We start from the raw sequence: 13,002 nt of genomic DNA, 5'->3' as shown, positions 1-13,002 counted from the left end.
CGGGTGAGCGCAAACTAGCAACGGTAGTTACCACAGGTAACCCATGAGTAAGTTACGCTGTGGTAACTATCGTTCGCCGGCTGCCGAGTTACCTATCCTTGGTCCGAGCTGATCATCCGCAGCCTCCCGCACCCTGGAGTTCGCCATGTCCCGACCGGAGAACGACGCCACATCCCCGCTCATCGACACCAGCAAGCCGCACCCCGCGCGGATGTACGACTGGTTCCTCGGCGGCAAGGACAACTACCCGGTGGACGAGGCCATGGGCCGTCAGATGCTGGCCGTCGAACCGAATGTGCCGGTGATGGCGAAGATCAACCGCGCCTTCATGCACCGGGCCACCCGCTGGCTGTCCACCCAGGGCGTCCGCCAGTTCCTGGACATCGGCACGGGGATACCCACCGAGCCCAACCTGCACCAGGTGGCCCAGACGGCCGAACCCACCACCCGGGTCGTCTACTGCGACAACGACCCGATCGTGCTGGCCCACGCCGAGGCGCTGCTCAAGGGCACGCCCGAGGGTGTCATCGACTACGTGCAGGCCGACGCGCGCAACGTCGACACGATCCTCGAACGCGCCGGAAAGACGCTGGACTTCAGCGCCCCGGTGGCCCTGTCGATGATCGCGCTGCTGCACTTCGTGAGCGACGAGGACGGCGCGTACGAGCTGGTCAGCCGGCTCACCGAGGTGCTGGCGCCCGGCAGTTACATGGTCATCTCGCAGATCACCGCCGACTTCCACCCGGAGGAGGCCCGCCAGGTGGACGAGATGTACCGGGCCAACACGCTCACGCTGGCGCCGCGCAGCCGCGCCCAGTTCGCCGCGTTCTTCGACGGGCTGGAAATCGTGGAGCCCGGCATCGTCGCCGCCGAGGCCTGGCACCCCGAACTCGGTGAGCCGGTCCCCGGCACGGGTGACGTCGTCACCCCGGGGTACGTGGCGGTCGGCCGCAAGCCGTAACCCCCGGCACACCCCGTCCCATCTGCACCGGCCCGGTGGGCACTTGGCGCGGGAAGCCCCCGCGCCGGGTGCCGCCGGGCTGTGTGATGATGCACGGAAAAACGGACCGGCCGGGGTGTTCACACCCCCGGCGGCGTGCCGGAAGGGGCGGGAGCACAGCGTGGACAACGGCGGGTCATCCATACCGGACGAGGAGTGGGAACGCTTCCTGCGGGAGGCCGAGGCCGGAACCGCCGGCGCCCCCGAGGAGCCGTCGGCGCGGGCCCGGATGGTGTCCCAGCGGCTGCGGGAGGAGACCGGCCCGCCCGAACCCTGGCGCGGCCACCAGCCGCCCCGGCGGCGCGGCCGGGGCTGGTACGTGGTGGGCCTGCTGCTCGTCGTCGCGCTGTTCGTCGTGGCCCTCAAGCCGGACCTGGTGACCGGCTGGTTCGGCTCCGGCGAGGACGACACCCCGCTCACGGCGGAGTCGGTGCGCCCCAGCGCGCCGCCGGCCACCGAGGCGGCGCTCCAACGGCCCACGCCCGAAGATCCGTTCAGGGGGTCCCCGGCGGCGCGCTGGGCGGACGGGGCGGCCGGGATCACACTGCCGAAGGCGCGGGCGGCCGGCTGGATGAGCGAGCAGCAGGTGGCGCGGGCGCTCGACGACAGCCTCGCCTTCCTCGTGGACGCAGGCGTGGACCTGGGTGTGCTGCGCGGGGAGCGCCCGGAGAAGGCCATCGCGGCGCTCAACCCGAAGCAGGCGGACACCAAGGCGTTCCTGGCGAGCGCCTTCGACAGCCCGTCACGGAAGAACAATCCGCTGCTGCTGTTCAGCCGCTTCGATCCGTCGTACGCGCGCCTGGCCGGGGACGTGGTCAGGACGCGCGGCCGGATCACCTACCGGGAGGGCGAGCGCGGTGCCGTCGAGGTGACCGCCGACGTCACCTTCGTCTATCCGCTCGTGCGGGCGGCGGGCGGCGGTGAGGACGTCGCCCGCACGGTCGTGCGCCGGGAGATCGTGATGAGCTGGGACGACCCGTCGAAGGTGATCACCGAGCCGGGGACCTTCACTCTGCTGTCCTACAAGGTGGACTCCGCCAACGGCGGCTGCGACAACGACACCGGCTACTTCGTCCCCACGTTCGACGAGGGGACCGGCGCGGGCGAGGGGCCTCCTGTGGACCCGTACGACCGGAGCACCACGGTGGACGAACTGACGCGGGGCAGGGGTGACGCGGAGTGCGGCACCTACACGCGTACGTGATCTCCGCCGCCCGCCCGTCGGTGCCGGGCGGGCGGCGCCCCCACCCCGTACGCTTTCGACCGTGACCAGCAGAACCGACGCGGCGCAGCATCTGCGCGACCTCGCCCGGCTGCGCCGGGTCCGGGACCGGATCGACCGGGAGTACGCCCAGCCGCTGAACGTCGAGGCGCTCGCGCGCGGGGCGCACATGTCGGCCGGCCATCTGAGCCGCGAGTTCCGGCGCGCGTACGGGGAGTCACCGTACGGCTACCTGATGACCCGGCGCGTCGAGCGGGCGATGACGCTGCTGCGGCGGGGGGACCTCAGCGTCACCGAGGTGTGCTTCGCTGTCGGCTGCGCGTCGCTCGGCACGTTCAGCACGCGCTTCACCGAGCTGGTCGGGATGCCGCCGAGCACCTACCGGCAGGAGGCGGCGCGCTCGACGGTGGGGATCCCGTCGTGCGTGGCGAAGCAGGTGACCCGTCCGGTCAGGAATCGAGAAGCACGGCCGCAGGGTCCGCCGCTAGCGTGAGGAACGTCCGGCGCCGCGGGTGCGCCGGGGTTCACGGGCAGGACCGCCGGCCGGGACCGGGCGGCGACGACGGGGCGGCCGGGCGGCCCCGCCAACCGAGGGAGACACGATGAGCAGGGCCACCGGCAGGGGCACGCGGCCGCACGCCGCCGACAGCCACGATCTGATCCGTGTGCACGGGGCGCGCGTGAACAATCTGAAGGATGTCAGCATCGAGATCCCCAAGCGCCGGCTGACGGTGTTCACGGGGGTGTCCGGTTCCGGCAAGAGCTCGCTGGTGTTCAACACCATCGCCGCCGAGTCGCAGCGGCTGATCAACGAGACGTACAGCGCCTTCGTCCAGGGGTTCATGCCGGCCCTGGCCCGGCCCGAGGTGGACGTCCTCGAAGGGCTGACGACGGCGATCATCGTCGACCAGCAGCGGATGGGCGGCGACACCCGCTCCACGGTGGGCACGGCCACCGACGCCAACGCCATGCTGCGCATCCTCTTCAGCCGCCTCGGCTCCCCGCACATCGGCCCGCCCAGCGCGTACTCCTTCAACACCGCGTCCGTGAAGGCGAGCGGCGCGATCACCGTCGAGCGCGGCAACAAGAAGGCCGTGAAGGCGACCTTCAGCCGGACCGGCGGCATGTGCACCGAGTGCGAGGGCCGGGGCACCGTCTCCGACATCGACCTCAGCCAGCTGTACGACGACTCCAAGTCCCTCGCGGAGGGCGCGTTCACCATTCCCGGCTGGAAGTCGGACAGCTTCTGGACCGTGCGGGTCTATGCCGAGTCCGGTTTCCTGGACCCGGACAAGCCGATCGCGAAGTTCACCGAGCAGGAGATGCGGGACTTCCTCCACCGGGAGCCGACCAAGGTCAAGGTGGAGGGCGTCAACCTCACCTACGAGGGACTCATCCCCAAGATCCGGAAGTCCTTCCTGTCCAAGGACAAGGACTCGCTCCAGCCGCACATCCGGGCGTTCGTGGAGCGGGCGGTCACCTTCACCACCTGCCCCGCCTGCGAGGGCACCCGGCTCAGTGCGGGCGCCAGGTCCTCGAAGATCGCCGGGATCAGCATCGCGGACGCCTGCGCGATGCAGACCAGCGACCTGGCCGCCTGGATCGGCGGTCTGGACGAGCCCTCGGTGGCGCCGCTGCTCGGCGCGCTGGGGCAGACCCTGGACTCGTTCGTGGAGATCGGCCTCGGCTATCTGGCGCTGGACCGGCCGGCCGGCACCCTGTCCGGCGGTGAGGCGCAGCGCGTCAAGATGATCCGCCACCTCGGCTCCTCGCTGACCGACACCACGTACGTCTTCGACGAGCCGACCGCCGGTCTGCACCCGCACGACATCCAGCGGATGAACAACCTGCTGCTGCGCCTGCGGGACAAGGGCAACACGGTGCTGGTCGTGGAGCACAAGCCGGAGACGATCGCGATCGCGGACCATGTGGTGGACCTCGGTCCGGGCGCCGGTACGGCGGGCGGCACCGTCTGCTTCGAGGGCACGGTCGACGGGCTGCGTGCCTCGGACACCGTCACCGGCCGCCACTTCGACGACCGGGCCGCGCTCAAGGAGGCCACCCGGGAGCGCACCGGGGCGCTGGAGGTGCGGGGTGCGACGGCGAACAACCTGCGCGGCGTCGATGTGGACATCCCGCTCGGGGTGCTGACCGTCGTCACGGGTGTCGCGGGATCCGGCAAGAGCTCGCTGATCCATGGCTCGGTGTCCGGGCGGGACGGGGTGGTGTCGGTCGACCAGAGCCCGATCCGCGGTTCGCGGCGGAGCAACCCGGCCACGTACACCGGGCTGCTCGACCCGGTCCGCAAGGCGTTCGCCAAGGCCAACGGAGTGAAGCCCGCCCTGTTCAGCGCCAACTCCGAGGGCGCGTGCCCGGTGTGCAACGGCGCGGGGGTCGTCTTCACGGACCTGGCGATGATGGCGGGCGTCGCCACGGTCTGCGAGGAGTGCGAGGGCCGGCGTTTCCAGGCCTCCGTGCTCGAATACCGGCTCGGCGGGCGGGACATCAGCGAGGTGCTCGGGATGTCGGTGGACCGGGCGGAGGAGTTCTTCGGCTCCGGCGAGGCGCGTACGCCGGCCGCGCACCGCGTCCTCGAACGCCTCGCGGCCGTCGGGCTCGGCTACCTCAGCCTCGGCCAGCCGCTCACCACGCTCTCCGGCGGTGAGCGCCAGCGGCTGAAGCTCGCCACGCACATGGGCGAGAAGGGCGGTGTGTACGTGCTCGACGAGCCGACCACCGGCCTCCACCTCGCGGATGTGGAGCAGCTCCTCGGGCTGCTCGACCGGCTGGTGGACGCGGGCAAGTCGGTCGTCGTCATCGAGCACCACCAGGCCGTCATGGCGCACGCCGACTGGATCATCGACCTGGGTCCCGGCGCCGGCCACGACGGCGGCACCCTCGTCTTCGAAGGCACTCCGGCCGACCTCGTCGCCGCCCGGTCCACGCTGACGGGTGAGCACCTCGCGCGGTACGTCGGTGCCTGAGTGACACAGCGGCGCCTGTCCGGCCCACGGCGGCCGGGCAGGCGCTTCTCCGTGCCCGTCGGGCGGGCGGCGGCCGGACCGGATGCCCGATCCGGACGGGCGGCGGCCGGACCGGATGCCCGATCCGGACGGGCGGCGGCCGGACCGGATGTCCGATCAGGTCAAGACGACGGGCCGTGGAGCCCATGAGCCTTTTCAAGATGGCCGATTCGCACCGGAGTGGGCCGTGTGCGTGGGGTGATGAACCCTGTCATACCGCCACCAACCCTTCACAGTGGGCCACTTGAACATTGAACCACTCACCGTCGCCGACCTGTGGCGTCGCGCGACCACCCGGCCGGCGGGGGCCGAACCAGAACAATCGCCTTCGCTAATCGGATCTAACCTTTCCGCAACGACGCGGCCCCCGGTGGGGGTTGGCGAAACGGGTCGGAGCGGGGCCCCGTTGATCATTCCGCCTCGGGGAGGCGTGGCGCCTTACCTCCCGGTGACACAAGGGTTGGACGGGCGCGCGCAAGCGGGAGTTGACCATTCCGCTTAGCCTCTCGACGTCCGCCTCGGAGACGGGTCCGATCGAAGCGGATCGTTTCTGCGCTTCTGCGTGAACGCAAATTTTCGACACTGCCCGCATCCGGGGTTGTGCACTGGGCATAGGATCAAGCCGCGCCACTGGAGCCCCGCCCGCCCCGCCTGTCCCATCCGCAACTGTGCACATGATGTACGAGCGTCCCTACCGACACCCCACAACCCGTTAACAGGTATCTGCGTGTCACCGATACTCAGCACCGGTTCCGGCGATGGAGCCGCGCAGTGAAAATCAATCGTCGTCTCGTCCTGCTGGTCACCGCGCCCCTCACTGTCGCGGTCACCTTCTCGGCCCTGGCCCTCGCACCCGCGACCAACCAGGCGCTCCAGGCGAACCGGCTGGCCTCCATGGTCGATGTAGCCGCCGGCGCCGCCGATTTAACTCATCAGCTGCAGCGCGAACGCGCGGCAGCCACAGCCCTGGTCTCGCACCAAGGGGACTCGGCCGCCTTCCAGGAAACCTCGCAGGCGACCGATAAGAGCATCGCCACCTTCAGCAGCCGGATCAAGCACCTGTCCGAGGTGCCCGGAAGCGCCCAGGAGTCGCTGGACCGTATCGACCGTTTCATCGATGAACTCCCCGCCCTGCGCGCGCAGGTGCGCTCGGGCAGCACCACGATCTCCGCGCTCGCCTTCGGCTACCGGATCGTGATCGCCGACCTCAACGGCTACCGCGACGGCATCGCGCAGGCCGACGGGGTCGACGCCGAGATCGCCGACCGCATCCGCGCGGCCGCCGCCCTGTCCGAGGCCGCCGAGTACACCGCCCAGCAGCAGGTCACGGTCATGAGGGCGCAGGCCGCGGGCGGCTTCACGGTCGCCTCGCAGCGCACGTTCGACGCCACCCGGCTCGGCTACACCGAGTCGACCGGGAAGCTGTTCGGTCTCGGCCCCGCGGAGTGGCGGACCTGGCTGGAGCGCACCCTCTCCGGCCCGAAGGCCCTGGCCTCCCGCAAGCTGGAGGACAAGATCGGGCGTACGGACACCAGCAAGGCCATCGGCGTCACCCCCAAGGAGTGGGTGACCGCGTCCGAGGACCGCCAGACCCTGCTGCACTCGGTGGAGAAGCGGATCGACGCGTCCGTCGCCGCGACCGTCGACAAGGAACGCACCAGGCTGCTGTGGACCGCCGGCGGCGAAGTCGCCCTGGTGCTGCTGACCCTGGTCGGCGTCGTCGTCGTCGCCATCCGCCTCGGCCGCGTCATGATCCGCCGGCTGCGCGACCTGCGCAACGCCGCGCACGAGGTCGCCCACACCCGGCTGCCCGCCGTCATGAGCGAGCTGTCCCAGCCCGGCGCGCTGAGCGGCTCCACGCCCGAGCAGGTCGCGGAGCGGACCGGCAACCCGATCGAGACCACGGGCGGGGACGAGATCGGTGAGGTCGGTGAGGCGTTCAACGCCGTCCACCACGAGGCCGTCCGGCTCGCCGCCGAACAGGCGCGCGTACACGAACAGTTCGCGGAGACCCTGGTCCGGGTCGCCCGCCGGGGCGCCCAGCTGACCAGCGTCATGGTGTCCGAGCTGGACACCGTGCAGCGCGACGAGGCCGACCCGGAGCGCATGAAGACGCTCTTCGCGCTCGACCACCTCGCCATCCGCATGGAGCGCAACACCAACAACCTGCTGGTCCTCGGCGGTTACGGCAACGCCCGGGTGCGCTCCGCGGACATCGGCTGCTCCACCGTCATCGTGGCCGCCGCCCAGCAGATCGAACGCTTCGACCGGGTCTCCCTCGGCGCCATCGAGGCCGGCATCGGCATCGCCGCCCGCGCCGTGCACGACGTCGCCCACATCCTGGCCGAGCTCCTGGACAACGCGACCCGCTTCTCGCCGCCCGACGCGCAGGTCGGGGTCGCCGTCTGGCGGCTCTGGGACCGGGCCGTCGTCCAGATCGTCGACGAGGGCGTGGGCATCTCCCCCGAGCGCCGCGCCGTGCACAACGCCGCGCTGCGCGAGCCCAAGGCGGGCATCGGGGACGTACGTTCCATGGGTCTGCACGTGGTGGCACGGCTGGCCGCCCGGCACGGCATCGTTGTCGAACTCCGCGACTCCTCGGGCCCCGGCACCATCGCCGAGGTCACCCTGCCCAAGTCCGTGCTGGCCGAGGTCGCCGTCGAGGCTCCCCCCGTCCAGGGCGCGCCCGGCGAGGACCGGCGCGACGAGGTCCGCTACGAGGCGCCGCGCCCGGTCACCGCCGGCCGCCCGACGCGCGACGTGCAGGGCCGGCCCGGCCGTCCCGTCGGCGCGAGCATCGGCTCCCGCCCGGAACGCCCCTCCGACGCGGGGAAGCGCGACGACCACGAGGGTCCGGCGCGTGAGAAGGGCGAGGACAGGCGCGAGAGCGGCGCCGCGCCCTCCCCGCACCCCGTGCACGAGGAGCCGGTCTCGCGGATCGCCGGGGTCAGCGCGTCCGGCCTGCCCCTGCGGCAGCGCAACACGCCCCAGCAGTGGCCCACCCTGGGCAAGCGGGGCGGCACCGATCAGCGGTCCGGCACCGCCACGCCGAGGCCGTCACCCCGCCGCCGGGACTCCCGGCAGGTCTCCGACGTCCTCGCGGCCTACGCCCAGGGCATCAGCCGGAGCACGAACCCCCGCGGGCGTTCCGCCACCGATGACAACACCGAACGGACCAAGAAATGACCTCACCCACCGACCTGAGCTGGATCCTGAGCGACTTCGCCGGACGCATCCCGGAGGTCACCCAGGCGATAGCCGTGTCCGTGGACGGACTCGCGCTGGCATACACCGGTGTGGAGCGTGACGACGCCGACCGGCTGGCCGCCATCGCCTCCGGCGTCGTCAACCTGCTTTCCGCGGCAGCACAGCTGACGAACACCGACCCGGTCGAGCACAGCCTCACCGCGATGGAGGGCGGCTACATGTTCTCCATGGCCGTCTCCAGCGGTGCCTCGCTCCTGGTGACCACCACCAGGGACGCGGACATCGGTGAGGTCAGCTACATGATGTCCGAGCTGATCAACCAGGTCGGCGACTCGCTGTCCCCGCAGGTCCGTTCCTCGCACCACTCCCCCACGCACTGACCGTCGGCCGTCCCCCCACGGCCGCACCGACCCGTCCGCGGAGCCGACTCCGCGGTCGGGTCACACCGTTGTCCGACACTCCCCCGATGAGAGCTCCCATGTTCTTCGACATACCCCGCCGTACCCGCCACCGCAGATTCCTGCGCCCGGCCGGCGCCGCCGCCCTCGCCCTGGGCCTGGCCACCGTCACCGGATGCAGCAGCGACAGCGGCTCCGGCGACGAGACCATCAAGGTCGGCCTGGTCGCCTCCCTGTCCGGCACCTACAAGTCGGTCGGCACCGACCTGCGGGACGGCTTCGACCTCTACCTGAAGACGCACGACAACAAGCTGGGCGGGCGCAAGGTCGAGCTCATCGTCGCCGACGAGGGCGACGGTCCGCCGACCGCGGTTCCGGCCGCCACCAAGCTGGTCAAGAAGGACAAGGTCGACGTGCTGACCGGCCTCGTCGGCGGTGGCTCGGTCAACGCGGTGCTGCCGCTGGTCAACCAGGCCAAGATCCCGTTCCTGGGTTCCAACGCCCGGCCCGAGGTCAAGGACGACACGTACGTCTGGACGACGAGCTTCATGTCCGACGAGCCGGGCAAGGCCATCGCCCCGTACGTCAAGGAGAAGGTGAACGGACCGGTCTACGCGATCGGCCCCGACTACCAGGGCGGTTACGACGAACTGCGCGGGTTCACCGACGAGTTCAAGCGCATCAAGGGTGAGCTCGCCAACCCCGACGGCAAGACCAAGTGGACGCCGTTCCCGCAGACGACCAACTTCATGCCGTACTTCGCGGAGATCGCCAAGACGGACGCCAAGGCCGTCTACTGCTTCTACGCGGGCAAGGCGGCGATCGACTTCGCCAAGCAGTACGCGCAGTCCGACATCGCCGACCTGCCGCTGTACACCGCCTTCGTCACCGAGGGCAGCGTGCTCCAGGCCGAGGGCCAGGCGGCGAAGGGCATCTACTCCGTCCTGAACTACGCGCCGGACCTCGACAACGCGGCCAACCGCAAGTTCGCCGCCGACTGGACCGCCGAGCACGACACCCAGCCGACCACGTACGCGATGTCGTCCTACGACGCCGCCGCCGTGCTGGACAAGGCGATCGCGGACGCCGCGAAGAAGGGCGACGTGACGCCGCAGACCATCAACAAGGCCATCGACGGCCTGGGCCAGATCGACAGCCCCCGCGGCTCGTGGGAGTTCGGCGCGAAGAGCCACGCGCCGGTCCAGACCTGGTACCTGCGCCAGGTGCGTCCGGACGGCAACCAGCTGTCCAACGTCATGGTCCAGGACCTGGCGACACTCGGCGGCTGACATGGAGCTTCTTGATGCCCACCTCGTGCCGGCGGTGGACGGAGTGGCCTACGGGCTGCTGCTGTTCGTGGTCGCCGCCGGCCTGAGTCTCGCGTTCGGCACCGCCGGCGTACTGAATCTCTCGCACGGCATGCTGTACGCGATCGGCGCCTACACGGGCGCCGAGCTGAGCGACGGAACCTGGGGCGGCCTCGTCATCGGGCTGGCCGCCGGAACGGCCGCCGCCGCCCTCGCCGGGGCGGGGCTGTCCGCCGCGACGGTTCCGCTCGCCCGGCGTGGGCATCTCGCTCAAGCCCTGCTGACCTTCGGGATAGCGCTGGTCGGCGGTGATCTGCTCATCCAGTTCTTCGGAGCGGACGAGCTGCCGGTGCGCGTCCCCGGCGCGCTCGACTCCTCGGTCCACCTGCTGGGCCACCGCTACCCCGCCTACCGGCTCTGCTTCATCGCCATGGCCGTCGTCCTGGCCGCCTTCGGTACCTGGGTGCTGACCCGGACCCGGGTGGGGGCCGCGGTACGGGCGTCGGCGGACGATCCCCAGATGCTCGCGGCCACCGGACACAACCCCCGTGCCGTGCACACCGGTGTGCTCGCGGCGGCGGGTGCGCTGGCCGGTGCGGCGGGCGTGCTCGGGGCGCCGATCATCGGCCCGGGGCCCGGCACCTCCGAGAACGTCCTGATGCTGTCCCTCGTGGTCGTCGTCCTCGGCGGGCTGCGCTCCCTGTGGGCGACGCTCTTCGCGGCGGTCGCCGTGGGCGAGGTCCAGACCCTGGGCGTCTCCTTGCTGCCGGACCTGGCCCCGTACCTGCTGTTCGCCGCGATGGCGGCGGTGCTGGTGTTCCGCTCCCGCTTCGCGGAGCCCGCGGCGCACGAGGAGCAGGGCCCGTCGTCGGACCCGCTCGCCCGGCTCCGACGTCTCCTCGCCGCGCGGTTGCAGAACCGTTCCCGCACGGTCGCGGCACCGGCCCGGGAGACCGCCGACGCGGCTCCCGGGCGGTTCGGGGCGTGGCTGCGCGGGAACGGGTGGCGGCAGGCCGTCCCGCTGCTCGTGCTGCTCGCCCTGCTGTTCGCGCTGCCGGGCATGCTCGACCCGTACAGCATCTCGCTGGCCGGGTCCGCCCTGGCCCTGGGGCTGCTCGCGGTCAGTGTCACCGTGCTGACCGGTTACGCCGGTCTGCCCACCCTCGGGCAGACCGCCCCGTTCGCCGTCGGCGCGTACGCCACCGCCAATCTCGCGGACGCCGGGTGGACGATGGGCCCGGTCCAGATCGTCCTCTCGGCGCTGGCGGCCGCGGTGTTCTCGGCGCTGACCGGGCCCGCCGTGATCCGGGCCCGGGGCACCACCGTCCTGATGATCACGCTCGCCGTCGGCGAGCTGACGAGTGCGGTGATCAACCAGGTCAAGTCCGTCACCGGCGGTGCCGACGGACTGGTCGGCTTCCCGGCCACCCAGGCGCTGTGGGGCGGTGAGGGCATGACCGAGGAGAGCGAGCTGTACGTCTACGCGCTCGTCGTCGCCGTCGTCGCCGTGGCCCTGACCCTGCTGGTGCTGCGCTCCCCGGCCGGCAAGCTGCTGACCGGGACGCGGGGCGCCGAGGCGCGGATGCGGGCCTCGGGCCACCCCGTGGGGCGCTACCTGCTGGTGGCCCACATCTGCGCGGGCGCGCTGGCCGGCGTCGGCGGCTCGCTGATGGTCACCGTCCAGCAGTACCTGTCCCCCGCCGACGTCGGCTTCGAGATCGCCGCGTTCGCCCTGCTCGCCGTCGTCATCGGCGGCGCGACATCCGTGATCGGCGGCCTGCTGGGCGCCGGGCTCATCGTCTTCACCCGGGACTGGGTCGCGAGTTCCTGGCCCGGCCACGGACCGCTGCTGCTCGGCATGCTGTTCATCGCCGCCGTGTACCTGCTGCCGCGCGGTCTGGCCGGCCTGCGCACCGCCATCGGCCGGCCCGCACCGGACGGGACGCCTCCCGCCGTAGCCACGCCCGCCCCGTCCCCCGCCGGGAAGGTCTCCCCATGACGCCCGCACCGACCGCCGCACCGGCGGCCCCCGTGCTGGACCTCGACCGCCTCACCCGCAGGTACGGCAGTCTCACCGCCGTAGACGACGTCAGCCTGCGGCTGCCCGCGGGCGCCCGGCACGCCGTCATCGGCCCCAACGGCGCGGGCAAGACGACCCTGCTCAACCTCATCGCCGGCACCGACCGGCCCGACCACGGCACGATCGCGCTGAACGGGACGGACGTCACCCGCGCGTCCACCGCCAGACGCAGCAGGCTGGGCATCGCCCGCAGCTTCCAGCAGCCGTCGGTGATCTCGGAACTGACGGTGCTGGACAACATCGTCCTGGCCGGCTGGCCGCACCACCCGAAGCGCCGGGGCGCCTGGCGCAGCCCGTCCCGCTACCGGCAGCACGCCGAGTCCGCGGGGCAGCACCTGGAGACCGTCGGGCTCGCGGACCTCGCGCACCGCCCGGCCTCCACGCTCTCCCACGGGCAGCGCCGCATGCTCGACCTGGCCGCCGCCCTGGCGGGCGATCCGCGTCTGCTGCTCCTGGACGAGCCGGCGGCCGGGCTGACCGACGGCGACATCGGGCGGCTGCTCGCCATCCTCGGCGCCCTGCCGGCGAGCGTGGCGATCGTCCTGGTCGAGCACCACGTGGAGGTGGTCGCCGAGCTCGCGACGTCGGTCACCGTGCTGGCGGCAGGACGGGTGCTCGTCACCGGTCCGACCCGGGAGGCGCTCGCCCATCCCGAGGTGCGCGACGCGTACCACAACACGGGCCCGATGGCCGGTGAGGAGCCGGAGCACGAGGCCACGGACCTCGTCACGGGCACCACCGAAGCGAGAGGATGACCGACTCCCG

Annotated in this window: 9 protein-coding genes; all 9 read left to right on the top strand. The window is 71.6% G+C overall.

The window, feature by feature from the left end:
• Positions 1 to 145: 145 nt before the first annotated feature.
• The 9 genes from P8A18_RS26865 to P8A18_RS26825 all read left to right on the top strand — a co-directional run bounded on the left by P8A18_RS26865 (position 146) and on the right by P8A18_RS26825 (position 12,992).
• Positions 146 to 961 (top strand): SAM-dependent methyltransferase, encoded by an 816-nt coding sequence (locus P8A18_RS26865; RefSeq protein WP_306058484.1) that lies wholly within the window; start codon positions 146 to 148, stop codon positions 959 to 961.
• Between the two features lie 160 nt (positions 962 to 1,121).
• Complete coding sequence (locus tag P8A18_RS26860; RefSeq protein ID WP_306058482.1) at positions 1,122 to 2,204, top strand: hypothetical protein; 1,083 nt, start codon at positions 1,122 to 1,124, stop codon at positions 2,202 to 2,204.
• A 61-nt stretch (positions 2,205 to 2,265) separates the two neighbouring features.
• Complete coding sequence (locus P8A18_RS26855; RefSeq protein WP_306058480.1) at positions 2,266 to 2,715, top strand: helix-turn-helix transcriptional regulator; 450 nt, start codon at positions 2,266 to 2,268, stop codon at positions 2,713 to 2,715.
• Positions 2,716 to 2,824: 109 nt separating this feature from the next.
• Positions 2,825 to 5,206 carry an ATP-binding cassette domain-containing protein gene (locus P8A18_RS26850; protein ID WP_306058479.1) on the top strand — a complete coding sequence of 794 codons (2,382 nt, stop codon included), beginning with the start codon at positions 2,825 to 2,827 and terminating at the stop codon, positions 5,204 to 5,206.
• 810 nt (positions 5,207 to 6,016) lie between these two features.
• The gene (locus P8A18_RS26845; RefSeq protein WP_306058477.1) at positions 6,017 to 8,431 is read left to right on the top strand and encodes a sensor histidine kinase; all 2,415 of its coding nucleotides are present in this window, start codon (positions 6,017 to 6,019) and stop codon (positions 8,429 to 8,431) included.
• Positions 8,428 to 8,832: a roadblock/LC7 domain-containing protein gene (locus tag P8A18_RS26840; protein WP_018553557.1), complete on the top strand. Its 405-nt coding sequence runs from the start codon at positions 8,428 to 8,430 to the stop codon at positions 8,830 to 8,832. The genes P8A18_RS26845 and P8A18_RS26840 overlap by 4 nt, the downstream gene beginning before the upstream one ends.
• A gap of 98 nt (positions 8,833 to 8,930) precedes the next feature.
• Positions 8,931 to 10,139, top strand: coding sequence for an ABC transporter substrate-binding protein (locus P8A18_RS26835; RefSeq protein WP_306061161.1), 1,209 nt, complete (start codon positions 8,931 to 8,933; stop codon positions 10,137 to 10,139).
• Position 10,140: 1 nt separating this feature from the next.
• Complete coding sequence (locus P8A18_RS26830; protein WP_306058475.1) at positions 10,141 to 12,156, top strand: ABC transporter permease; 2,016 nt, start codon at positions 10,141 to 10,143, stop codon at positions 12,154 to 12,156.
• A complete protein-coding gene (locus P8A18_RS26825; protein WP_306058473.1) occupies positions 12,153 to 12,992 on the top strand; it encodes an ABC transporter ATP-binding protein in 840 nt (279 codons plus the stop codon). The genes P8A18_RS26830 and P8A18_RS26825 overlap by 4 nt, the downstream gene beginning before the upstream one ends.
• The last annotated feature ends 10 nt before the right edge of the window (positions 12,993 to 13,002 follow it).

The organism is Streptomyces sp. Mut1, assembly GCF_030719295.1.
GTDB lineage: Bacteria > Actinomycetota > Actinomycetes > Streptomycetales > Streptomycetaceae > Streptomyces > Streptomyces castrisilvae.
This window is presented reverse-complemented; position numbering and strand designations above follow the sequence as displayed.

What these genes read in the sequence shown, in the direction of transcription:
- P8A18_RS26865 (WP_306058484.1), top strand. Translation starts at nt 146, where the DNA reads ATGTCCCGACCGGAGAACGACGCCACATCCCCGCTCATCGACACCAGC.
- P8A18_RS26850 (WP_306058479.1), top strand. Translation starts at nt 2,825, where the DNA reads ATGAGCAGGGCCACCGGCAGGGGCACGCGGCCGCACGCCGCCGACAGC.
- P8A18_RS26840 (WP_018553557.1), top strand. Translation starts at nt 8,428, where the DNA reads ATGACCTCACCCACCGACCTGAGCTGGATCCTGAGCGACTTCGCCGGA.
- P8A18_RS26835 (WP_306061161.1), top strand. Translation starts at nt 8,931, where the DNA reads ATGTTCTTCGACATACCCCGCCGTACCCGCCACCGCAGATTCCTGCGC.
- P8A18_RS26830 (WP_306058475.1), top strand. Translation starts at nt 10,141, where the DNA reads ATGGAGCTTCTTGATGCCCACCTCGTGCCGGCGGTGGACGGAGTGGCC.
- P8A18_RS26825 (WP_306058473.1), top strand. Translation starts at nt 12,153, where the DNA reads ATGACGCCCGCACCGACCGCCGCACCGGCGGCCCCCGTGCTGGACCTC.